Source organism: Mesorhizobium sp. CO1-1-11, assembly GCF_020164995.1.
GTDB lineage: Bacteria > Pseudomonadota > Alphaproteobacteria > Rhizobiales > Rhizobiaceae > Mesorhizobium > Mesorhizobium australicum.
In genome coordinates, this window is sequence record NZ_JAIUHE010000006.1 from 245,314 (window position 1) to 267,354 (window position 22,041).

19 protein-coding genes are annotated in these 22,041 nt (G+C 64.6%); 15 read left to right on the forward strand and 4 right to left on the reverse strand.

The window, feature by feature from the left end; genetic code table 11:
- Window positions 1–17: 17 nt before the first annotated feature.
- Window positions 18–2,675: an autotransporter outer membrane beta-barrel domain-containing protein gene (locus LB554_RS09365; protein WP_411962622.1), complete on the reverse strand. Its 2,658-nt coding sequence runs from the start codon at window positions 2,673–2,675 to the stop codon at window positions 18–20.
- Window positions 2,676–3,030: 355 nt separating this feature from the next.
- Between LB554_RS09365 and LB554_RS09370 the strand changes: the two genes are divergently transcribed.
- Window positions 3,031–4,356 carry a tetratricopeptide repeat protein gene (locus LB554_RS09370; RefSeq protein WP_140719354.1) on the forward strand — a complete coding sequence of 442 codons (1,326 nt, stop codon included), beginning with the start codon at window positions 3,031–3,033 and terminating at the stop codon, window positions 4,354–4,356.
- An 80-nt stretch (window positions 4,357–4,436) separates the two neighbouring features.
- The gene (gene xylB, locus LB554_RS09375; protein WP_140719356.1) at window positions 4,437–5,891 is read left to right on the forward strand and encodes a xylulokinase; all 1,455 of its coding nucleotides are present in this window, start codon (window positions 4,437–4,439) and stop codon (window positions 5,889–5,891) included.
- 299 nt (window positions 5,892–6,190) lie between these two features.
- Here xylB and LB554_RS09380 read toward each other — a convergent pair whose 3' ends face one another.
- Window positions 6,191–6,553, reverse strand: coding sequence for a nuclear transport factor 2 family protein (locus LB554_RS09380; protein ID WP_140620574.1), 363 nt, complete (start codon window positions 6,551–6,553; stop codon window positions 6,191–6,193).
- A gap of 113 nt (window positions 6,554–6,666) precedes the next feature.
- Between LB554_RS09380 and xylA the strand changes: the two genes are divergently transcribed.
- Together xylA and LB554_RS09390 are read left to right on the forward strand one after the other, a co-directional pair.
- The gene (gene xylA, locus LB554_RS09385; protein ID WP_224584212.1) at window positions 6,667–7,992 is read left to right on the forward strand and encodes a xylose isomerase; all 1,326 of its coding nucleotides are present in this window, start codon (window positions 6,667–6,669) and stop codon (window positions 7,990–7,992) included.
- 207 nt (window positions 7,993–8,199) lie between these two features.
- Window positions 8,200–8,409, forward strand: a complete 210-nt coding sequence (locus tag LB554_RS09390) for a hypothetical protein (protein ID WP_015314600.1) — start codon at window positions 8,200–8,202, stop codon at window positions 8,407–8,409.
- Between the two features lie 10 nt (window positions 8,410–8,419).
- On the opposite strand, the gene LB554_RS09395 is transcribed toward LB554_RS09390, so the two are convergent.
- Window positions 8,420–9,397: a GlxA family transcriptional regulator gene (locus LB554_RS09395; protein ID WP_015314601.1), complete on the reverse strand. Its 978-nt coding sequence runs from the start codon at window positions 9,395–9,397 to the stop codon at window positions 8,420–8,422.
- 79 nt (window positions 9,398–9,476) lie between these two features.
- On the opposite strand from LB554_RS09395, the gene LB554_RS09400 reads away from it, so the two are divergent.
- The 7 genes from LB554_RS09400 (at window position 9,477) to LB554_RS09430 (ending at window position 17,170) form a co-directional block, all read left to right on the forward strand.
- Window positions 9,477–10,394 (forward strand): 3-keto-5-aminohexanoate cleavage protein, encoded by a 918-nt coding sequence (locus LB554_RS09400; protein ID WP_023772124.1) that lies wholly within the window; start codon window positions 9,477–9,479, stop codon window positions 10,392–10,394.
- 22 nt (window positions 10,395–10,416) lie between these two features.
- Complete coding sequence (locus tag LB554_RS09405; RefSeq protein ID WP_140719360.1) at window positions 10,417–11,046, forward strand: HD domain-containing protein; 630 nt, start codon at window positions 10,417–10,419, stop codon at window positions 11,044–11,046.
- Window positions 11,043–12,137 (forward strand): carnitine 3-dehydrogenase, encoded by a 1,095-nt coding sequence (locus LB554_RS09410; protein ID WP_224584213.1) that lies wholly within the window; start codon window positions 11,043–11,045, stop codon window positions 12,135–12,137. The genes LB554_RS09405 and LB554_RS09410 overlap by 4 nt, the downstream gene beginning before the upstream one ends.
- 4 nt (window positions 12,138–12,141) lie before the next feature.
- Window positions 12,142–13,305: an acyl-CoA dehydrogenase family protein gene (locus tag LB554_RS09415; protein ID WP_224584214.1), complete on the forward strand. Its 1,164-nt coding sequence runs from the start codon at window positions 12,142–12,144 to the stop codon at window positions 13,303–13,305.
- Between the two features lie 3 nt (window positions 13,306–13,308).
- Window positions 13,309–15,387, forward strand: a complete 2,079-nt coding sequence (locus LB554_RS09420; protein WP_224584216.1) for an acetate--CoA ligase family protein — start codon at window positions 13,309–13,311, stop codon at window positions 15,385–15,387.
- Entirely contained in the window at window positions 15,380–16,162 is a 783-nt protein-coding gene (locus LB554_RS09425; protein WP_140620564.1) for a carnitinyl-CoA dehydratase, read from the forward strand. The genes LB554_RS09420 and LB554_RS09425 overlap by 8 nt, the downstream gene beginning before the upstream one ends.
- Window positions 16,163–16,228: 66 nt before the next feature.
- Complete coding sequence (locus LB554_RS09430; protein ID WP_224584217.1) at window positions 16,229–17,170, forward strand: alpha/beta hydrolase; 942 nt, start codon at window positions 16,229–16,231, stop codon at window positions 17,168–17,170.
- A gap of 17 nt (window positions 17,171–17,187) precedes the next feature.
- Here the strand turns inward: LB554_RS09430 and LB554_RS09435 are convergent, their stop codons facing one another.
- Window positions 17,188–17,889, reverse strand: a complete 702-nt coding sequence (locus tag LB554_RS09435) for a GntR family transcriptional regulator (RefSeq protein WP_181171410.1) — start codon at window positions 17,887–17,889, stop codon at window positions 17,188–17,190.
- Window positions 17,890–18,105: 216 nt separating this feature from the next.
- Here LB554_RS09435 and LB554_RS09440 point away from each other — a divergent pair, with 216 nt between their 5' ends.
- From LB554_RS09440 to LB554_RS09455, 4 genes are all read left to right on the forward strand, one after another.
- Window positions 18,106–19,146 carry an ABC transporter substrate-binding protein gene (locus LB554_RS09440; RefSeq protein ID WP_023772116.1) on the forward strand — a complete coding sequence of 347 codons (1,041 nt, stop codon included), beginning with the start codon at window positions 18,106–18,108 and terminating at the stop codon, window positions 19,144–19,146.
- Between the two features lie 74 nt (window positions 19,147–19,220).
- The gene (locus LB554_RS09445) at window positions 19,221–20,306 is read left to right on the forward strand and encodes an ABC transporter ATP-binding protein (RefSeq protein WP_140620556.1); all 1,086 of its coding nucleotides are present in this window, start codon (window positions 19,221–19,223) and stop codon (window positions 20,304–20,306) included.
- Window positions 20,303–21,229 (forward strand): ABC transporter permease, encoded by a 927-nt coding sequence (locus tag LB554_RS09450; protein WP_140791978.1) that lies wholly within the window; start codon window positions 20,303–20,305, stop codon window positions 21,227–21,229. The genes LB554_RS09445 and LB554_RS09450 overlap by 4 nt, the downstream gene beginning before the upstream one ends.
- Window positions 21,226–22,026 (forward strand): ABC transporter permease, encoded by an 801-nt coding sequence (locus tag LB554_RS09455; protein ID WP_224584218.1) that lies wholly within the window; start codon window positions 21,226–21,228, stop codon window positions 22,024–22,026. The genes LB554_RS09450 and LB554_RS09455 overlap by 4 nt, the downstream gene beginning before the upstream one ends.
- The last annotated feature ends 15 nt before the right edge of the window (window positions 22,027–22,041 follow it).

Below are 22,041 nucleotides of genomic sequence, written 5' to 3' on the forward strand. Positions count from 1 at the left end.
GTGAGGCCCGGAGGGCCTCACCATTTAACACTGAAGCCCAGATTGCCCTCGAGGATGCGGCGTTTGTCGCCGCCGAGATTGGTGGTGTAGTCGCCGGTGGCGAAGATACTGACCTTGTCGGTCACCTTGGCGACGATACCGCCGCCGAACTCGAACGAGGTTGACCTGCCCTCCGTCGAGATGTCGGTGGTGTCGAAGCTGACACGATCGGTGCCGCCAAAATCATGCCAGATATTGGCCTTGAGGTAGGGCTGCAGCGCTATGCCATTGACAGCGGACTCGCCCTGCAGCCGAGCCCCGATCCGGCCGGTGACGCTGCCGTCGCTATCGAAGGAAACCGACGAGAAACGATCCTTGGCATCGTCGAGCGACAGATGCTGCCAGATCAGTTGCGCCTGCGGTTCGAGCGTCCAGCCCTGCGCCAGTGCAATGGGATAGCCGCCCTCCAGCGAGGCGGTGACACCTGTTCCGCCAATGTCGATGCCGACATCGCGCGACGACGTCGCGTCGCCGCCGAAGAAGGTGGCCATGAGGACGCCGTCGAGGTACCAGCCGCCTTGGCCGATGCGGGTCCAGTAACCGCCGACGCTGGTGCCGCTGACATCGATGCCGCCGACGGACAGATCATTCTGCCCCAGCGCCTGGCCGCGCACATCGCCCTTCATGCTGGCATAGGCGACGAACAGGCCGGCGCGATCGATCCCGCCCGACGCGGTTTCGCGTCCGGAGACGTCGAAGCCCGCCTGCAGGCCGAACAAGGTGCCGTCGAAGGACGGCGACACCGTTCCCGACCAGCCCATCCTGGCGTCCTGGCCGTAGATGCGGCCCCAGACCGGCGACAGCTCCGTGTTCGACAACAGGCTCTGTTCGCCACGCCGCTCATGGAAGGTGCCAAGTGTCGTCATCGCCAGATGCTCGGCCACAGGCAGCACCGCGGAATAGACCGGCACCTCGACGCGATAGAGCAGGATTTCCTCCCCTGCCGTGGGCGTCGGAAGATCGGGCACGGCAGTCGGGACCGGCGGGGGCGGTGGCGGTGGATCAGCCGCCGGCGCCGGCGGCGGCGGTGGCGGTGGCACGGGCACCGGATCGCTAGCCTGCACCGGCGGCGTCGGATCGACCGGCGGAGTGTTGATGTCGCCCTCGGTCGGCGCCGGCACCGGCGGCAGCGCGGATGGCGGCGGCGGAGGTTCGGCCTCGGGCGGCACCGGTTCCGGGGCGGGTGCTGGTTCTGCCGCCGGCGGCGCCGCGGCCGGCGATGTCGGGGTTATCAGCGACGAGCGCAGATACCAGTTCTCCGCGCTGCCTGCGGTGACGCCACCCTTGAACAGATAATATTCGAAGGCGCCTGCCGCGACCGGCACGTCGAGCGCGAAGGCGCTTGAGGTGGAGGTGGCGCCGTTGACCGCCTGGACGACCATGATGCCGTCCTGCATCGTTTCGGCCCCCGCGCCGCCGACATTGACCACCGCGATGCCGGTCGAGCCGGAAGCCGTGCCGCCCGAAAGCACCAGCCTGTCCGACGCCGACGAATCATCGCCGAGCTCGGTCTGGATGAGCAGCAGGCCGCCGAGCCCGGTGTAATTGCCCGAAATCGTCAGCCGGTCCATCGCGCCGGTACTGCCATTGGTCAGGTCGATGCGGCCGGCATTGACGACGTCCGCAAGCTGGCCCGACGTAAAGGCCTGGATCGATGCGTTGAAGCCGCCGCCATAGAGCGTGCTCGCGGCATCGACATTGAGCGATCCCGTGCCGGTGCCGCTGTCTCCAAGCACCAGATTGCCGTCCAGCGTGAGCTGGGTGTCGTTGGTGGCGTCGATAGTTTCCCAGTTCTGGACCCGGCTGATGCCATCGAGCTTGACGTTGTCGAAGGTCAGCGTGTCGGTGCCGAGACCGCCATTCAGCGCGTCGGCGCCGCCCAGATTGGCATTGGTCAGGTTGCTCAGCTTTGCCGTATCGTTGTCGCCGCCGAGGTCGACGGCGCCATAGATGATGCCGCCGCCATTCCAGACGAAACTGTCGGCTCCGAAGCTCATCAGCACATCGCCGCCGACGGTGCCGCCCGTGATCGTCACGCTGTCGTTGCCGCCGCTGACGCTGATGTTGCCGCCGATCGTGCCGCCGGAGAGAATGATGGTGTCCTGGTCGAAGCCGGTGACCAGGTTGCGGTCGATGATGCCGCCCGACATATTGAAATAGTTCTTGTCGAGCTTCATGTTGACGCGGCCGATGCGGCCGTCGGTCATCACGGCACGGTCGCCATCGTCGAAGAAATCGACGATGCGCCCGCCGCTCATGGTGAAGGTGTCCAGCCCGTCGCCCTGGTTCAGGGAACCGATCTGGCCGCCGCTCATGTTGAAGTCGTCAATGCCTGCGCCCTGCTGGACATTGCCGGCGACGGTGCCCCCGCCGATGGTGAAGAAATCCGTGCCGTCGCCCTGATCGACCGTGCCGGTGATGGTGCCGGACTGCATGTTGATGCGGTCCGTGCCGGGGCCGAAGGTGACGTTACCGCTCACCTGGCCGGTGCCGCCGGCGGGAAAGTTCAGCGTGTTGTTGCCGAGGGTGTCGTTGAGGCCGCCACCCGAATCGCCACTATCGCAAGTGAAGACGTCATTGCCCGGAGACGGAACCAGCAGGCATGCCGCCAGGGCCGCGGAGTTCGGCAGCAACATAAGCGTCGTAGTTGCAAGCAAGCTAATAAACCCAGCATTGATTCGCCTGGGTCTTCGGCGCAGCAAAGAAACAGCCCGGCCAATGTGCTCCGAACCGCCGTTCGGACCCTGTATTTCAAAATGCCGCATCGCGTCCCCTCTCAGATCGCGATCTTAAGCCCCTTGCCCGCGCCGCAATCAAGCCACAATTCGTCCGGTTTTACAAAGCCTATTCTGTCTCCCATGGTTGATAAACTGCAAAAATGCCTGACATGCCGCGGCGCGACTCGTGAAATGGCGTAGCCGTAGCCTATGCTTTAAGATCACGTAGGACCGTGGGCATCATGCCCATCGGGCCTCGACCAGGGACTCTCGCATGGCCATCAGGGACGCATTTGGCCTGGCATTTTCGGGCGCGACGGAAGCCGGATTCGCGCCCTACGGCCAGGCCGTGCGCGAATTGCAGTGTTTCATCGGCGATCCCGTGAAATCCGTCGATCGCGCCATCGCGCAGGACCCCGGTTTTGTCATGGCGCATGTCTTCAAGGGCTACCTTTTCGGCCTTGCCACCGAACCGGAGGCGACGGCCGTGGCCAGGATCTGCCACGAGGCGGCGCTGCCGCTTGCCGCGACAACGCGTGAGCGGGCGCATGTCTCGGCCCTCGGCCACCTCGCCAACGGGCGCTGGCATCAGGCCTCCGGCATTCTGCGGGACATAGCGATCGATTTTCCGCTCGACGCCGTGGCGCTCCAGGTCGGACACCAGGTCGATTTCTTCACCGGCAACGCCCGCATGCTGCGCGACCGCATCGCCCGCGCCCTGCCGTCATGGCAGGCGGACATGCCGGGGTATCACGCCATTCTCGGCATGCAGGCCTTCGGGCTCGAAGAGATGGCTGAGTATGCGCAGGCCGAAAGGCTCGGCCGTACGGCGGTCGAGATCGAACCGCGCGATGGCTGGGCGCAACATGCGGTCGCGCATGTGATGGAGATGCAAAGCCGGCAAAGGGACGGCATCGCCTGGATGCGTACCGATCCCGAAGCCTGGACGAAGGAGAGCTTCCTCCAGGTCCACAATTGGTGGCACCTGGCGCTGTTCCACTACGATCTCGGCGAGACCGGCGAGGTGCTGGCGCTCTATGACGGGCCGATCTATGGCAGCAGATCGACGCTGGCGCTCAACATGGTCGATGCATCGGCGATCCTGTGGCGGCTTCACCTCGGCGGCGTCGACGTCGGCGACCGCTGGACGGCGCTAGCCGCCAATTGGGTGCCCAAGGCCGCTGCCTCCAACTATGCCTTCAACGACGCCCACGCGATGATGGCCTTTGTCGGCGCCGGGCTCGATGCTCCGGCCCGGACCTTGCTCGGGGCACAGCGCGAAGCGATGCGGGGCGGTGACGACAATGCCGCTTTCACGCGGGATGTCGGCCATCCCCTGACGCTTGCGATCAAGGCGTTCGGAGAGGGCAACTACGCCGAAACCATCCGACTGATCCGGCCGATCCGGACCATCGCCCATCGATTTGGCGGCAGCCACGCGCAGCGCGACGTCATCGATCTGACGCTGATAGAAGCCGCCTTGCGTGCCGGCGACGGTGCACTGGCCAGGGCGCTGACGACGGAGCGCTCGACCGTACGCCCGGACAGTCCGCTGTCGGCGCTGTTTTCGAGACGTGCCGCCGATTTGTCAGAGAATTGACCCGGAGCGGATCTTGCCTTAAAAACTGGCTCAAACATATTTTTCGGGTTCCGAAAAAAATAAGAACGTGGGAGGAAACCATGTATCTCGGCCTCGACCTGGGCACATCGGGCGTCAAGGCGCTGCTGATCGATGCCGGACAGGGCGTCATCGGCTCCGGCCATGGCACGCTTGATGTTTCTCGCCCTCATCCGGGCTGGTCCGAGCAGGATCCCCTGCACTGGATACGCGCCTGCGAAGACGCGATCGCCGAACTGAAGGCGGCACATCCCGGGCAGTTCGCCGCAATCAAGGGCATCGGCCTGTCGGGCCAGATGCATGGCGCGACCTTGCTCGATGCGGCCGATCAGGTGTTGCGGCCCTGCATCCTGTGGAACGATACGCGCAGCCATGTCGAGGCGGCGGCACTGGACGCCGATCCGCGCTTCCGCGCGCTCACCGGCAACATCGTCTTTCCCGGCTTCACCGCGCCCAAGCTCGCCTGGGTGAAGAACAACGAACCCGCTGTCTTCGCCAAGGTGGCAAAGGTGCTTTTGCCCAAGGATTTCCTGCGGCTCTGGCTGACCGGCGAGCATATTTCGGAAATGTCGGATTCGGCAGGCACGTCCTGGCTCGATGTCGGCAAGCGGCGCTGGTCTTCCGAGTTGCTTGCGGCGACCTCGCTTGAGGAAAAGCAGATGCCGTCGCTGGTTGAGGGCACGGAAAAAGCCGGCGCCCTGCGCGCCGGACTCGCGTCGCGGTGGGGCATCGCGGCCGGCACTCCGGTGGCTGGCGGCGCCGGCGACAATGCGGCTTCCGCCTGCGGCATGGGCACGGTCGGCGCCGGCCACGCTTTTGTCTCGCTCGGCACATCGGGTGTGCTGTTTGCCGCCAACGCCGCCTATCTGCCCAACCCGGCCAGCGCGGTGCACACCTTCTGTCATGCTCTGCCCAATACCTGGCACCAGATGGGCGTCATCCTGTCGGCAACCGATTCGCTCAACTGGCTGTCGGAGATCACAGGCAAGGGCGCGGGCGAACTGACATCGGAACTCGGCGAGACGCTGAAGGCGCCGACCGGCGTATCCTTCCTGCCCTATCTCTCGGGCGAGCGGACGCCACACAATGATTCCGCCATTCGCGGTTCGTTCACAGGCCTGGCGCATGAATCGGGCCGCGCAGTGCTGACACAGGCCGTGCTCGAAGGCGTCGCCTTTGCCTTCCGCGACAGCCTGGAGGCATTGAAAACCGCCGGCACGACCTTGACGCGCGTGACCGCGATCGGCGGCGGCTCGCGCTCGCGCTACTGGCTGAAGGCGATCGCCACCGCGCTGCAATTGCCGGTGGATATTCCGGCTGATGGCGATTTCGGCGCTGCGTTTGGAGCGGCCAGACTTGGCCTGATCGCCGCGACCGGCGCCGATCCGCTGGCCGTGTGCTCCGCGCCGAGGACAGATGCCACGATCGAGCCGGATGCAGCTCTTGGCGGCGCCTTCGCCGATGCCTATCACCGATACCGCGCGCTCTATCCGGCGATCAAGGCCGTAACCGCGTGAGTTGGCGTTTGTCCCATTCCTTTCGTCCGGGCGCTGGCGCTGCCCCTCACCTGCCTGCCGGCATCCTCTCCCCGTATAGAGACGGGGAGAGGGGCGCTGTCATTGCTGGTTTCGCCAATCACCAACGTCGCAGGAAAGGCGTCGAGATTGCCGCCGGCCCCCTTCTCCCCGTCACTCTACGGGGAGAAGTGCCCGGCAGGGCGATGAGGGGCGGCGCCGACTTCGCCAATCGGTCCCCTCTACAGATTGGACAAGCAACTACTGTAAACGTGGGAGCCACTCAACTTGCCAGCAAGACCTCACTGCGCCGGCACCTTGTCGAGGAAGCCGGTGACGCTCTTCAGGCGGCCGTTCTCGATGATGCCGATGTCGGTGCCTTCGATGACGGAAGCAGTGCCCTCGGGCCCGAGATTCCAGGAGAAGCGGATCTTGTCGGCAAAGCCGTCCGGCGTGCCCTTCAGCGAGAAGCGGAAGCCGGCAAAGCGCTGCTGGACGCCGCCGATCAGCGCCGCGACGCCTTCATGGCCGTCGCCCTGCATGAGCGGATCGCGATAGCTGACGTCCTCGGTGAAGACAGCCTTGAGCAAGGCCGCCCGGCGGTCGGCATCGCTTTCGTTCCAGGCGGTGATGTAGTTCAGGGCGATCGTGTTGAGGTCGGTCATGGTCTGTCTCCTTCGTTTGACGGTTTGGACAGGACCGTTTTCGACCAGCGCCGGCGTGAAACCAATTACGCCTGAGGTAATCGGGCAAACCTATCTTGGAGAGGAAGAGAACCATGAGCAGCGGCTTTTTCGGCGATATCCAGACAATCAAATATGAAGGACCGGATTCGACCAATCCGCTGGCCTACCGTTTCTACAATCCCGACGAAGTGGTGGCCGGCAAGCGGCTGGAAGACCATCTGCGCTTTGCCGTCGCCTACTGGCATTCCTTCGCCTGGCCGGGCGGCGACCCGTTCGGCGGCCAGACCTTCGACCGTCCCTGGTTCCCCAAGGCTGGCGGCGTCGACACGATGGAATTGGCGAAGCTGAAGGCGGATGTCGCCTTCGAGATGTTCTCGCTGCTCGGCGCTCCCTATTTCTGCTTTCACGACGCCGATGTGCGGCCCGAGGGCAAGGATTTTTCCGAAAGTGCGGCCCGCCTCGATGAGATCGCCGATTATTTCGCCGGCAAGATGAAGCAGACCGGCGTCAAGCTTTTGTGGGGCACGGCGAACCTGTTCTCCAACCGCCGCTTCATGTCGGGCGCGGCAACCAATCCCGATCCGGATGTGTTCGCCTACGCGGCGGCGACGGTGAAGAGCTGCATCGACGTCACCAAGCGGCTGAAGGGCGAGAATTACGTGCTGTGGGGCGGGCGCGAGGGTTATGAGACGCTGCTCAACACCGACCTTGCCCGCGAGCAGGAACAGGCCGGCCGTTTCCTGAACCTCGTCGTCGACTACAAGCACAAGATCGGCTTCAAGGGCACGATCCTGATCGAGCCGAAGCCGCAGGAGCCGACAAAACACCAGTATGACTACGACGTCGCGACCGTCTACGGCTTCCTCAAGCGCTTCGGCCTGGAGAAGGAGGTCAAGCTCAACATCGAGCAGGGCCACGCCATCCTGGCCGGCCACTCCTTCGAGCACGAACTGGCGCTGGCCAATGCGCTCGGCGTCTTCGGCTCGATCGACATGAACCGCAACGACTACCAGTCGGGCTGGGACACCGACCAGTTCCCCAACAACGTGCCGGAAATGGCGCTGGCATATTACCAGGTGCTCCAGGCCGGCGGTTTCAAGACCGGCGGCACCAATTTCGACGCCAAGCTGCGCCGCCAGTCGCTCGACCCGCAGGACCTGCTGATCGGCCATATCGGCGGCATGGATTCCTGCGCGCGCGGCCTCAAGGCGGCAGCGAAGATGGTAGAGGACAAGGCGCTGTCGGGTCCGCTCGCCGAGCGCTATGCCGGCTGGAACAGCGCCGAGGCCAAGGCGATGCTGTCGGGCAAGCGGACGCTGGAAGAGATCGCCGAGCGCGTGGTGAAGAAGAAGATCGAGCCGCAACCGCGCTCCGGCCGCCAGGAACTGCTCGAAAACATCGTCAACCGCTACGTCTGACGCTGCCTGACCGTCGGCAATCCAAGCCGGCGCACTATGCGATTCGAAAGCTTGGCGCGCGGAAACTTTCTGCGCGCCATGCTGAAATCGACGACAAGGTTTTGCCCTTGCCGCCTCTCAATGACCTCGCTCTTGCCTTCAAACTGCCGTCACGAATCTCGTATAGGTATGGCTCGTGGCGGGAGAGGAAGAAGGAGGCGAACCGATATGCAGAACGAACGTGAAATCGACGCCCTGCTCTCACCTGGCGAGGCCGGATCGATCATCGACCGGTTGATGGCAATGCCGCATCCCAGGGATGGCGCGCGCCGGTCCAACGAATGGGATCGTGCTGTTGCCAGCCGTTTCGAGACCCATCTGGCTAGACAGATGCGCTCACAGATCGATGGCGGCAGCGACCGGCAAAACGCCGCCTGAGCCACCTGGATCAACCTCGGCGAAGCCTGACAGGGGCTTCGCCAAAAGCCCTTGAAAATGCTCTCGAAAAGGCCGCGGCAGACGAGAACCCCGTCCGCCCGGCGATATCCGCCATGGCGATCCGGGTGTCGACAACGAGCCGGCGCGCGGCGCCCAGGCGCAGCCTGAGATAGTAGGCGCCCGGCGTCTCGCCGATCGACTTGCGAAAGATGCTTTCCAGGGTACGCGCCGTCACCCCGGCGCGCCTGGCCACCGCGTCGATGGTCAGCGGCTGGTCGACATGCGCTTCCATCAAGCGGATCGCTTGCGCCAGCCGCGGATCGTAGCCGTCGAGCCGGCCGAGCGAGACCAGCGGCTGGGCATCAGTCGCGGCACGCGCCTGGTCGTAGATGAAGACGCTGGCGACATCGAGCGCCACCGCCATGCCGAGTCGCGTGCGAATCAAGTGCAGCATCAGGTCGAAGGTCGGCGAGGCGCCGCCCGAGGTGAACACCGGCCCATCGATGACATAGCGGTCCGGCCGGACATCGACGCCGGGAAAAGCCGACGAAAAATCCTCCATGTCTTCCCAATGGGTGGTGGCGCTGCGGCCCTCCAGCAGGCCGGCGCGCGCCACCAGCCAGGTGCCGGCCTCGACGCCGCCGCACGCGCGGGCCGCCCGCGCTGCCCTCCGCAAACCTGAAAGCAGAGCCGACGTCGCGTAATTCTGGGTGCCGAAACCGGCGACGACGACGAGAACGTCGGTTGTCTCCTTGGCGTCGAAACGGCCGCTGACCGCCACCGGCAGGCCGCAGGTGGTAACCGGCGCCTCGCCTGTCACCGAGACCAGTTTGAAGTCGAACAGGGTCTCGCCGGAAATGCGATTGGCGGCCCGCAGCGGGTCGACGGCGGAAGCGACGCACATGATCGAGGAGCCGGAAAACACCAGGAACGTTACCTTGAGGGTCTCACGTTCGGCGCGAAAGACGGACTTTTCGCTTTTGATCATGTCGCCTTCGTAAAACGCAAAGCAGCTTTGATCAAGTCGAGCGATGGTAGGGGCTGTTTCGAATGGGAGGAGAGTTTCGATGCCGCTCGCGATGAACCGTGAGGTCTTCATTACCTGTGCCGTGACCGGGTCCGGCGGCTCGCAGGATCGCTCACCCCACGTGCCGCGCTCGCCCAAGCAGATCGCCGATTCGGCGATCGACGCGGCCAAGGCCGGCGCTGCCATCGTCCATTGCCATGTGCGCGACCCCGAAACCGGCAAGCCCAGGCGCGACGTGCATCTCTACCGCGAGGTGACCGAGCGCATCCGCGCGGCGGATGTCGACGTCATCCTGAACCTCACCGCCGGCATGGGCGGAGACATGGTGTTCGGCTCGCCCGAAGCGCCGCTGCCGCTCAACGAAAAAGGCACCGACATGGGCGGCGCCACCAACCGCATGGAACATGTGCGCCAGTGCCTGCCGGAAATCTGCACGCTCGACTGCGGCACCATGAATTTCGCCGAGGCCGACTATGTCATGACCAACACGCCCGGCATGCTGCGCGCCATGGGCGGCATGATGACGGCGCTCGGCGTCAAGCCGGAAATCGAGGCCTTCGACACCGGACATCTCTGGTTCGCCAAGCAACTGGTCGAGGAAAAGGTGCTCGATCCGGACGCGCTGGTGCAGCTCTGCATGGGCGTGCCGTGGGGGGCGCCCGACGATCTCAATACCTTCATGGCGATGGTCAACAACGTGCCGTCGACATGGAACTGGTCGGCTTTCGCCATCGGCCGCAACCAGATGGCCTACGCCGCTGCCGCCGTGCTCGCCGGCGGCAATGTCCGCGTCGGCCTCGAGGACAATCTGTGGCTCGACAAGGGCGTGCTGGCGACCAATGCGCAATTGGTCGAGCGTGCCGCCTCGATCGTCACCAATCTCGGCGCCCGGATCCTGGGGCCGGAAGAAGTGCGCAAGAAGCTCAACCTGACCAAGCGAGCGCCGATCGCGGCATAAATTATTCGCAGGGAGGGTCGATATGGCTACTGTAAAATTCACCGCCATGAAGGATGGCGACAGGCAAGACTACGAGTTCCTGACCGCGCACGAGATCGACTACGCGGCCAGGACCGGCGAGCGGCTGCTCGACGCGCTGGTGCAGCTCGACGAAGGCCTGTCCGGCTACAAGATCACGCGGCTGGGTCATTCGCTGCAGGCGGCGACGCGGGCCTGGCGCGACGGCGCCGACACCGACTGGATAGCCTGTGCGCTTCTGCACGACATCGGCGACATCTACGCGCCCTACAATCACGACGAATACGCCGCTTCGATCCTGAAACCTTTCGTGCGCGAGCAATGCACCTGGGTGGTGGAGAAGCATGGCGACTTCCAGCGCCTCTACTACGCCCACCATCTCGGCGGCAATCGCCATGCGCGCGACCGCTTCGCCGGTCATGCCTATTTCGACGATTGCGACCAGTTTTGCGAACGCTGGGACCAGTCGAGCTTCGACCCTGACTATGAGACACTGCCGATCGACTTCTTCCGGCCGTTCGTGCTCGAAGTCTTCGCCCGCAAAGCCTACGACCCCTCGGTCATCCGCGCCGGCGAGCGCGTGCCTCTCGCCGATCCCGAAACCGCCAGGACAAGAACCGGAGCCTCTCAATGAGCATCATCAACAAGGCGGCCGCCATCGGCGGCGGGGTCATCGGCGCCGGCTGGGTGGCGCGGCTCCTGCTCAACGGCATCGACGTGTCGATCTTCGATCCCGATCCCGAAGCTTCGCGCAAGGTCTCGGAAGTGATGAAGGGCGCGCGCCGCGCCTATAGGCAGATGGTGCCGGGCGGCCTGCCCAAAGAGGGCAAGCTGACCTTCGCCAAGACGATCGCCGAGGCGGTCGCGGATGCCGACTTCGTCCAGGAAAGCGTGCCGGAACGGCTCGACCTAAAGCACAAGGTGCTGGCCGAGATCGACACCCACGCGCCGGCCAACGCCATCGTCGGCTCCTCGACCTCGGGCATCAAGCCGACCGACATGCAGGTGGCGATGAAGAGGCACCCGGAACGGCTGGTCGTCGGCCATCCGTTCAACCCGGTCTATCTGCTGCCGCTGGTCGAGATCGTCGGCGGCGACCAGACTTTCCCGGAAGCCATCGAAGTCGCCAAGGAAATCTATGCCTCGATCGGCATGAAGCCGGTCGTCATCCGCAAGGAGATCGAGGCTTTCGTCGGCGACCGCCTGCTCGAAGCCGCCTGGCGCGAGGCACTGTGGCTGATCAAGGACGGCATCTGCACGGTCGAGGAACTCGACGACATCATGCGCTACGGCTTCGGCCTGCGCTGGGCGCAGATGGGCATGTTCCAGGTCTATCGCGTTGCCGGCGGCGAGGCCGGCATGCGCCACTTCATGGCGCAGTTCGGGCCCTGCCTGAAATGGCCGTGGACCAAGCTGATGGACGTGCCGGAGTTCAACGATGAGCTAGTCGACCTGATCGCCACCCAGTCTGACGACCAGGCGCACGGCCTGTCGATCCGCGAACTGGAAAAGATCCGCGACGACAATCTGGTCGCGATCATGGATGCGCTGTCGAAGCAGAACAAGGGCAAGGGCTGGGGCGCCGGCGCGCTGCACAAGGATTACACAAGACAGCTCGCCAAGCTGGCGGCGAAGAAGCCCGTGGCCTCAAAGGCAGCGGAAAGGGCCAGGGCCGCCAAGCCGGTGAAGAAAGCCGAAAAGCCGAAGAAAAAGAAGAAGGGCTGAGACCATGGATTTCGGTCTTTCGGAAGAGCAGAAACTCATTGTCGAGACGACGCGCGCCTTCGTCGAGAACGAGCTTTATCCGCACGAGCGCGAGGTCGAGCGCACCGGCGTGCTGCGCCGCGAGCTGATCGAGGAGATCAAGGCGAAGGCGATCGAGGCGGGCCTCTATGCCGCCAACATGCCTGCCGATGTCGGCGGCGCGGGGCTCGATACGGTGACCTGGCTGCTCTACGAGAAGGAACTCGGCCGCGCCAATTACGCGCTGCACTGGACCTGCGTGGCGCGCCCTTCCAACATCCTGCTCGCCGGCACGCCGGAGCAGCGCGAAAAGTATCTTTTCCCCTGCATCCGCGGCGAGAAATGGGACTGCCTGGCGATGACCGAGCCGGGCGCCGGCTCCGACCTGCGCGGCATGAAGGCGACCGCCGTGCAGGATGGCGACGACTGGGTGCTGAACGGCACCAAGCATTTTATCTCCCACGCCGATCTCGCCGATTTCGCCATCGTCTTCATGGCCTCGGGCGAAGAGGATTCACCGCGCGGAAAGCGCAAGAAGATCACCGCCTTCTTCGTCGACAAGGGCACCAAGGGATTCACGGTGCGCGACGGCTATCGCAATGTCTCGCATCGCGGCTACACCAACGCCATCCTCGAATTCGACGATTGCCGGCTGCCGGCATCCCAGGTTCTGGGCGAGGTGCACAAGGGCTTCGACGTCGCTAATTCCTGGCTCGGCGCCACGCGGCTGCAGGTCGGCGCCACCTGCCTCGGCCGTGCCGAGCGCGCGCTTGGCCATGCGGTCGAATACGCCGCGCAGCGCCAGCAGTTCGGCCAGCAGATCGGCAAGTTCCAGGGCGTGTCGTTCAAGCTCGCCGACATGGCGACGGAACTCAAGGCCGCCGACCTGATGGTGTTCGAAGCCGGCTGGAAGTACGATCAGGGCACTGTCACCGACCAGGACATGGCCATGGCCAAGCTGAAGGCCACCGAAATGCTCGCCTTCGTTGCCGACGAGGCCATCCAGATCCATGGCGGCATGGGTCTGATGGACGACCTGCCGCTGGAGCGCATCTGGCGCGACGCCCGCGTCGAACGCATCTGGGAAGGCACGTCGGAGATTCAGCGACATATTATTTCGCGGGCGCTGCTGCGCGCGTTCGGGGCTTGATCGATGCATAAACTTGAACGCCTCCTGCGCCCCAAATCGATCGCCGTGTTCGGCGGCGTGCAGGCCGCCGCCGTCGTGGCGCAATCGATCAAGATGGGCTTTGCCGGCGAGATCTGGCCGGTGCACCCCACCAAGGACGAAGTGGCCGGACGCAAGGCCTACCGATCCGTCGCCGATTTGCCCGGCGCGCCGGACGCGGCCTTTGTCGGCGTCAACCGGCACCTCACCATCGAGGTGGTCAAGGCGCTGGCCGAACGCGGCGCCGGCGGCGCCGTCTGCTTTGCCGCCGGCTTCCTCGAGACCGAGGCCTATGACGAGGACGGCGAAAGGCTGCAGGCCGAACTGGTGGCCGCCGCCGGCCAGATGCCGATCATCGGCCCGAACTGCTACGGCCTGATCAACTATGCCGACGGCGCGCTTTTGTGGCCAGACCAGCATGGCGGCATCAGGTTGGAAGAGGGCGGCAAGGGTGTCGCCATCATCACCCAGTCGTCCAACATCGCCATCAACATGACGATGCAGAAGCGCGGCCTACCGATCGCCTTCCTGATGACCGCAGGCAACCAGGCGCAGACCGGCCTGTCCGAAATGGCGCTCGGCCTGATCGAGGACGAGCGCGTCACCTCGCTTGGCCTGCACATCGAGGCGTTCGATTCGGTAGCCGGCTTCGAGCGCCTGGCGGCAAGGGCACGTGAGCTCAAGAAGCCGATCATCGCCATGAAGGTCGGCCGCTCCGAACAGGCGCGGCAGGCAACCGTCTCGCACACGGCGTCACTCGCCGGCTCGGACGCTGCTTCCGGCGCCTTCCTGAAGCGGCTTGGCATCGCTCGCGTCGATTCCATCCCCTCCTTCATCGAGGCGCTGAAGCTGCTGCACATCACCGGCCCGCTGCCTGGCTATACCTTGTCGTCGATGAGCTGTTCGGGCGGCGAGGCATCGGTCATGGCCGACAGCGCCGAAGGCCGATGGGTCAACTTCCCGGTCCTGAACGACACCCATCGCGCCCATGTCAAATCGACGCTCGGGCCGCTGGTCGCGGTGGCCAATCCCCTGGACTATCACACCTTCATCTGGAACAACGAGCCGGCGATGACCGCCACCTTCACCGCCATGGTGTCGGGCGGCTTCGACCTCAACATGCTGGTGCTCGACTTCCCGCGTCCCGATCGCTGCTCGGTGACCGACTGGTGGGCGACGCTGCGCGCTTTCGAATCGGCGCTGAAGACCAACAAGGCGCATGGCGCCATCGTCTCCTCGCTGCCGGAGAACCTGCCGGAGGAATACACCGCCGAGCTGATGGCGCGCGGCATGGTGCCGCTTTTCGGCATTTCCGAAGCGATGGACGCCGCCCAGGCGGCGGCCTTCATCGGCTGGGCCTGGCGCGAGCCGCAGGCGCAGCCGGTGGATACATCGGCGTCGGGCGCGGCCGGTGGCGATCATGTTACGCCCGACGAGGCGCAAGCCAAGGCGCGGCTGATCAAGGCCGGGCTTCCGGTGCCAAAAGGCGAACGCGCCGGCAATGCGGTCGAAGCGGTGATCTCGTCCATGGCGCTCGGCTTCCCCGTCGCCCTGAAGGCGCTTGGCGTCACCCACAAGTCCGAGGTGGGCGCCGTCAGGCTGAACCTCAAGGACGCCGAATCGGTCAGCACCGCGGCGCATGACCTGTTGCCGCTCGGCACCGGGCTCTATGTCGAGCGCATGGTGCGCGACGGCGTCGCCGAACTGATCGTCGGCTTCACCCGCGATCCGATGTTCGGCGCCGTGATGACGCTGGGCACTGGCGGCGTGCTGGTCGAATTGCTGCGCGACAGCGTCACGCTGATGCTGCCGGCAACGCGCGACGACATCGAGGCCGCACTGCGCGGCCTGAAACTGTTCCCGCTGCTCGAGGGCTATCGCGGCCGGCCGAAGGCCGATGTCCAGGCCGCAATCGACGCCATCGCGGGCATTGCCGGCTTCGTGCAGGAGAATGCCGGCGAGATCGAGGAACTCGACATCAATCCGCTGATCGTCTGCTCCGAGGGCAAGGGCGCCTGGATCGCCGATGCATTGCTGGTGCTGGGAGAAAACAAGAATGTCTGACGTCATTTCGACCCGCCGCGAAGGCTTGATCCTCGAGGTCACGCTCGACCGCCCCAAGGCCAATGCCATCGACCTGAAAACATCGCGGCTGATGGGCGAAACCTTCAAGGCGTTCCGCGACGATCCCGACCTGCGCGTCGCCATCGTCAAGACCGCCGGCGACAAGTTCTTCAGCGCCGGCTGGGACCTCAAGGCCGCCGCGAGCGGCGACGCGGTCGACGGCGACTATGGCGTCGGCGGTTTCGCCGGCCTGCAGGAACTGCGCGACCTGAATAAGCCGGTCATCGCCTGCGTCAACGGCATGGCGGTGGGCGGCGGCTTCGAGCTGGCGCTGTCCTGCGATCTCATCTACGCCTCCGATCATTCCTCCTTCGCGCTGCCCGAAATCCGCGCCGGCACGCTGGCCGACGCGGCGACGATCAAGCTGCCGAAGCGCATCCCCTATCATGTCGCCATGGACCTTTTGCTCACCGGCCGCTGGATGGATGTCGCCGAGGCGCATCGCTGGGGCCTGGTCAACGAGGTGCTGCCCAAGGAAAAGCTCGAGGACCGCGTCTGGGAGATCGCCCGGCTGCTCGCCAGCGGCCCGCCGCTGGTGTTCGCAGCGATCAAGGAGACCGCGCGGGTGGCGGAATCGCTCACCTTCCAGGAGGCGATGAACAAGGTGACGCGCCGGCAGTTGCCGACGGTCGATGCGCTCTACGGGTCGGAGGACGGCATGGAGGGTTTCCGCGCCTTTGCGGAGAAGCGGGAGCCGGTTTGGAAGGGGAGATAGCTCGCCGACGATGATGTTCCGTCACACCCCCCTCTGGCCTCAACCTCCACATTCGGTCCAAGCAGCATGACCGACTACAGCAAACTCATCGACGCCGAGACCTGGGCTTTCATCGAGCGGACGAATTCCTATTATCCGCCCGACACGATCGATTACACCATCGCGCAGCAGCGCGAGATCTACCATCGCATGTGCCGCGAGTTCTTTGCCGGCTACCCCGAGGGGGTGACTGCGGAGATCACCGCTATTGCCGGGCCGGCATGCGATATCCCGATCCGCATCTACCGCAACGCAAAGCCGGACCGTGCCGCCATGGTGCTCTACCTCCATGGCGGGGGCTTCATCCTCGGCGGGCTGGACAGCCATGACGACGTCTGCGCCGAGCTTTGCGGCCGCACCGGTTATGAGGTGGTCTCGGTCGACTACCGGCTGGCGCCGGAGCATCTGCATCCGGCCGCTTTCGACGATGCGATGAGCGCCTTCGAATGGGCCGCCGGGACCTACGACCGCCCGGTCTTGCTGTGCGGTGACAGCGCCGGCGGCAATCTTTGCGCCGCCGTTGCGCACGCGACACGTGGCCACGCGAAAAAGCCGATCGGCCAGGTGCTGATCTATCCCGGCCTCGGCGGCGATCGCGCGCGCGGCTCCTATGTGACGCATGCCGAGGCGCCGATGCTGACGATACGCGACCTTGAATTCTACAAGAACATCCGTACCGGCGGCGTGGACCAGACCGGTGACATCACGCTGTATCCGCTGGCCGATGCCGATTTCGCCAATCTGCCGCCGACCATGCTGATCACCGCCCAGTGCGACCCGCTGTCATCCGATGGCGAGGCTTATCGCGATCGCATCGTCGCGGCAGGCGGGCGCGCCACCTGGTTCGAGGAGCCCGGCCTGGTGCACGGCTATCTCAGGGCTCGGCATACCGTTGGCCGCGCCCGCGCGAGCTTCACCCGGATCGTCGACGCGGTGGCCACGCTCGGAAAGGGTGCCTGGACCTGGTAGGATGAATGGCTGTCCGCTCAGGACGCCTTGGCCAGGAAGCTCTGATAATCCGATTTCGCCTGCAGCAGGCGCAGCACGTTCTCGCGCGAACCGCGCACATGCGCGCGGGCCAGGGCGCCGGCGCGGCTGACATCGTTTGCGCAGATCGCCTCGACGATCTCGGCGTGTTCGTCGCGGGCGATCTTCCATTCATCGAGCCACAAGAGTTCGGTCCAGACATAATGCTGGCACTTGTCGAGGATGCCGCACAGCATGCCATGCAGCATGACATTGCCGCTGATCTCGGCAATGACGCGGTGGAGATCGATGCCGACCTCCAGTTCCTGGAATTTTTCCCGCGTCGTGCGATCTGGAATGGCGGCCAGCCGCTCGCACTCGGCCAGCATGGCGCGCAGCCGCGCCTTGTCCTTCTCGGTCGCGGCGGCCGCCGCCAGTTCGGTCGCGTGACCGTCGAGCAGTTCGCGGATGGCGAAGGCCTCGCGGAACATGTTGATGTCGAACTCGGTGACGGCATAGCCCTGGCGCGGCCGGCCGGTGACCAGCCCGTCGCGCTCAAGGCGATTGAAGGCTTCGCGCACGGGGGTGCGGCTGACATTGAGTTTCGCCGCGATGTCGCTTTCGGTGACGCGTGAACCCGGCGGAATCTGGCCGGTCACGATCATCGCCTTGAGCGCGGAATAGACCGAGTCGCGCAGCGTGTTTTTTGGTTCCTTGGCCAAGTTCCGTTTCCAGTTCTCCGGCCGCTTTAGCCGGACATCGCCTCGTTTGTAGTCGCAGTCGGCGTAATTTGCCACGCCCCGCGGCGCCGTTCCCGCCGTCCAACCGATCGCGCCCGTCGCAGTTGACAACACCGATCTCTCGGCTACATTCTAAATTGTATACAAAATCGCATGCCAAATCAAAAAACAAATGGGAACACCGGTCGGAGAACCGAAATGAACAGGACCACCAGCTTTAGAACTCTAGCGATAGCCGGGCTCATTGCCTCCGTGGCAGTGCCCGCCGTCGCCGCCGACACGATCACCGTCGCCTCATGGGGCGGCACCTATCAGGAGGCGCAGACCAAGGCCTTCTTCAAGCCGACCGCCGATGCGCTCGGCATCACCATCAAGGAAGACACGACCAACGGCCTCGATGACGTACGCCTGCAGGTGACCGGCAATGCGGTGAAATGGGACATCACCGAACTCGGCGCCGACGAATGCGCGCGCGGCTCGAAGGAGGGGCTGTTCGAAAAGCTGGATTACGGCATCATCGACAAGAGCGGCATCAACCCCAAGCTGGTGCATGACGATTGGGTCGGCATTTCCTACACGTCCGTCGTGCTGATCTACCGGACCGATGTCTTCGGCGACAAGGGCCCGAAGACATGGGCCGACTTCTGGAACGTGGAAAAGTTTCCGGGACGGCGCGCGCTGAGCAGCAGCCAGGCGACGGAGACGCTGAGCGTCGCAGCACTCGCCTCCGGCCTGCCGATCGACAAGGTCTATCCCGTCGATATCGACGGCGCGCTGAAATCGGTCGACAAGATCCGAGGCCATGTCGATGCCTGGTGGACCTCCGGCGCCCAGGCCATGCAACTGGTGAAGGATGGCGAAGTCGACATGGCGAGCATCTGGAACGGCCGCGCCGGCACTTTGAAGAAGGAGGGCGCGCCGGTCAGCTTCTCCTTCGACCAGGGCGTGCTCACCGCCGATTGCATGGTCATCCCCAAGGGCGCCAAGAACAAGGACGCGGCGATGAAGGCGCTGGCCATGTTCGTCAGCCCGCAATTGCAGGCCAATCTGCCGCTCTATGTCGACAATGGACCGGTGAACGAGAAGGCCTTCGAGACCGGCAAGATCCCGCCGGAGCGGATCAAGGACATCAATTCGGCGCCCGAAAACGTCAAGAAGCAGGTGTTGCAGGATGCCGAGTTCTGGCGCGACAACCTCGTCGAGGCGACGGAAAAGTTCAACAACCTGATCCAGCAATAGGCGGGAATCCTGACCTTGCGGGACGGCAGCAGCGCCGCCCCGCTCCTTCAGTCTCTGCCTCGGAGATAACGATCTTGTCCATTGCACCATCCGCGCTGCCGATCGGCATGCGCGCGATCGAGAAACGATTTGGCAGCGTGCCGGTGCTGCGCGACCTGAACCTCGATGTCGAGGCTGGCGAGTTCCTGACGCTGCTTGGGCCTTCGGGCTCGGGGAAGACGACGCTGCTGATGATCCTGGCCGGTTTCGTGCGAGCCAATGGCGGATCGATCAAGGTCGGCGGCGACGAGATCATCACCACGCCGCCGCACCGGCGCAATATCGGCATGGTGTTCCAGAACTATGCGCTGTTTCCGCATATGAACGTCTTCCACAACATCGCCTTTCCGCTGAAGCAGCGCGGCGTCGGTGTGACAGAGACAGCGCAGCGGGTGGAGAAGGCGCTGGAGCTGGTGAAGCTGCATGGCCTGGGCGAGCGCCGGGTGGACCAGCTTTCCGGCGGCCAGCGCCAGCGCGTGGCCCTGGCGCGCGCCATCGTCTTCGAGCCGCGCATCGTCTTGATGGACGAACCGCTGTCGGCGCTCGACAAGGGCCTGCGCGAGCATATGCAGATCGAATTGCGTGCGCTTCATCGCCGTCTCGGCATGACCACGGTCTATGTCACGCACGACCAGCGCGAAGCCATCACCATGTCGGACCGTATCGCGGTGATGAACGGTGGCCGCATCGAACAACTCGACAGGCCCGAAACGCTTTATGCCGCGCCGAAGACGCAATTCGTAGCCGGCTTCATCGGCGAATCGAACTTCATCCCGGTCGAAAGCCGCAATGGCTCGGTCTGGTATGAGGACAGGCTGATCCAGACCGGCGCACCGACGCCGCCGGCCGGTCCGCATCTGATGGTGGTGCGACCGGAGAAGCTGCGGCTGGTCACGGCATCCGACCCGTCGACCGGCGTCAATGTGCTCGATGCGACGGTCAGCGACATCATCTACCAGGGCGACAGTTTCGTCTGCTATGCCAGCCTGCGCGACGGCCGCCAGCTGACGCTGCGCGACTATTGCCGCAGCGATGTGCTGGCAAGGCTGCCGGCGCCCGGCCAGCCGATCACGCTCGGCCTCGATGCCAAGGACACGATCCTGGTGGCGGCCGAGGGATGAGCGCGCAGTCCGCCCTCATGACGGAGACCGCCAGGCCGGCGGGGCAGGACCTGAACGCGCAGGCCCTGCGCGCCGACGCGCGGCGCGAATCATTGCGGCTGCTGGCGCTGCTGGCGCCGAGCCTGTTCCTTGTCTGCGCGATCATCGTCGTGCCGATCGGCTGGCTGTTCTGGCTGTCGCTGTTCGACGAGACCGGCGCCTTGAGCGCCGCCAACTATGCGCGCTTCTTCGAGCAGGCCTCCTACATCAGGACCTTCATCACCACCTTCGAGGTCGCCTTCATCGTCACCGGCGCCTGCGTGCTAACAGGCTATCCCCTGGCCTACATGCTGTCGCAGCTGCCGCGCCGGGCCGCGTCGATCTGCCTGATCTTCGTCATCCTGCCGTTCTGGACATCGGTGCTGGTGCGCACCTATGCCTGGCTGGTGATCCTGCAGCGCAAGGGCCTGATCAACAGCTGGCTGATCGATCTCGGCGTGATCAGCCAGCCGCTGCCGCTGGCCAACAATTTTTCGGGCGTCGTCATCGGCATGACGCATATATTGCTGCCGTTTCTGGTTTTGCCGCTCTATGCCTCGATGAAGACGATCGACACCGACTGCCTGCGCGCCGGCATGAACCTCGGCGCCGGCCCGGCCGCCACCTTCCGGCAGATCTTCTTTCCGCTGTCGGTGCCGGGCCTCGCCTCCGGCGTGGTCATTGTCTTCGTGCTGTGCCTCGGTTTCTTCGTGACGCCGGCGCTGATGGGTGGCGGCAAGGTGGTGATGTGGGCGATGCGCATGGAACAGACCACCAGCCTCTATTCCAACTGGGGCGCCGGTGCGGCGCTCGGCGTGGTGCTGCTGGTGGTCACGCTGGCGCTTCTCGGCCTGTTCCAGTGGCTGCTCGGCGCGCGGGCCACCGGCGTATGGAGTTCGCGATGAGTGAAGATATCGGATTGCCGATCTCGCATCGGCAACGGCTGTGGCTCTACGCCTTCGGCGGCCTCGTGCTGTTGTTCCTGATCGCGCCGTCGGTCATCATCGTCATCATGTCGTTCTCGGATTCGACGCTGCTGCAGTTCCCGCCGCGGCAATGGTCGCTGCGCTGGTATGAAAGCTATTTCCAGTCGCTGGAATGGCGCGATGCCACCATCGTGTCGGTGAAGGTCGCGGTCATGACCGCGCTGGTGGGGACGCCGCTCGGCACTGCCGCCGCCTATGCTATCAACCGGGGCACGCTGCGCTTCAACGGCACCATCAACGCGCTGCTGACGGCGTCGCTGATCATCCCGGTGATCCTGGTCGGCATCGGCACCTTCTTCCTCTATGCGCGCATCGGCCTCAACAACACGCTGACCGGGCTGGTCATCGCGCATACGGTACAGGCGCTGCCGCTGGTGGTGCTGACGGTGCTGTCGGGCCTGCGCTCCTACGACATGAACCAGGAGCGGGTGGCGCGCAGCCTGGGTGCCGGGCGCGTCGCTGCCTTCTGGCAGGTGACGATGCCGCAGATCCGCTTCTCGATCGTCTCGGGCGCGCTGTTTGCCTTCATCACCTCCTTCGACGAAGTTGTCGTCTCGCTGTTCATCTCGGGCGGGGAGACCACGACACTGACGCGCCGCATGTTCAACGCGCTGCGCGACCAGATCGACCCGACCATCGCCGCCATCTCGACCTGCCTGATCGTGCTGTCTGTCGCGCTGTTGTCACTGGCGCAGATCTTCGGCCGCCGGCATTGATTTCATCGGACCCAT

What these genes read in the sequence shown, in the direction of transcription:
- LB554_RS09365 (WP_411962622.1), bottom strand. Translation starts at nt 2,675, where the DNA reads ATGTTGCTGCCGAACTCCGCGGCCCTGGCGGCATGCCTGCTGGTTCCG.
- LB554_RS09370 (WP_140719354.1), top strand. Translation starts at nt 3,031, where the DNA reads ATGGCCATCAGGGACGCATTTGGCCTGGCATTTTCGGGCGCGACGGAA.
- xylB (WP_140719356.1), top strand. Translation starts at nt 4,437, where the DNA reads ATGTATCTCGGCCTCGACCTGGGCACATCGGGCGTCAAGGCGCTGCTG.
- LB554_RS09380 (WP_140620574.1), bottom strand. Translation starts at nt 6,553, where the DNA reads ATGACCGACCTCAACACGATCGCCCTGAACTACATCACCGCCTGGAAC.
- xylA (WP_224584212.1), top strand. Translation starts at nt 6,667, where the DNA reads ATGAGCAGCGGCTTTTTCGGCGATATCCAGACAATCAAATATGAAGGA.
- LB554_RS09390 (WP_015314600.1), top strand. Translation starts at nt 8,200, where the DNA reads ATGCAGAACGAACGTGAAATCGACGCCCTGCTCTCACCTGGCGAGGCC.
- LB554_RS09395 (WP_015314601.1), bottom strand. Translation starts at nt 9,397, where the DNA reads ATGATCAAAAGCGAAAAGTCCGTCTTTCGCGCCGAACGTGAGACCCTC.
- LB554_RS09400 (WP_023772124.1), top strand. Translation starts at nt 9,477, where the DNA reads ATGCCGCTCGCGATGAACCGTGAGGTCTTCATTACCTGTGCCGTGACC.
- LB554_RS09405 (WP_140719360.1), top strand. Translation starts at nt 10,417, where the DNA reads ATGGCTACTGTAAAATTCACCGCCATGAAGGATGGCGACAGGCAAGAC.
- LB554_RS09410 (WP_224584213.1), top strand. Translation starts at nt 11,043, where the DNA reads ATGAGCATCATCAACAAGGCGGCCGCCATCGGCGGCGGGGTCATCGGC.
- LB554_RS09415 (WP_224584214.1), top strand. Translation starts at nt 12,142, where the DNA reads ATGGATTTCGGTCTTTCGGAAGAGCAGAAACTCATTGTCGAGACGACG.
- LB554_RS09420 (WP_224584216.1), top strand. Translation starts at nt 13,309, where the DNA reads ATGCATAAACTTGAACGCCTCCTGCGCCCCAAATCGATCGCCGTGTTC.
- LB554_RS09425 (WP_140620564.1), top strand. Translation starts at nt 15,380, where the DNA reads ATGTCTGACGTCATTTCGACCCGCCGCGAAGGCTTGATCCTCGAGGTC.
- LB554_RS09430 (WP_224584217.1), top strand. Translation starts at nt 16,229, where the DNA reads ATGACCGACTACAGCAAACTCATCGACGCCGAGACCTGGGCTTTCATC.
- LB554_RS09440 (WP_023772116.1), top strand. Translation starts at nt 18,106, where the DNA reads ATGAACAGGACCACCAGCTTTAGAACTCTAGCGATAGCCGGGCTCATT.
- LB554_RS09450 (WP_140791978.1), top strand. Translation starts at nt 20,303, where the DNA reads ATGAGCGCGCAGTCCGCCCTCATGACGGAGACCGCCAGGCCGGCGGGG.
- LB554_RS09455 (WP_224584218.1), top strand. Translation starts at nt 21,226, where the DNA reads ATGAGTGAAGATATCGGATTGCCGATCTCGCATCGGCAACGGCTGTGG.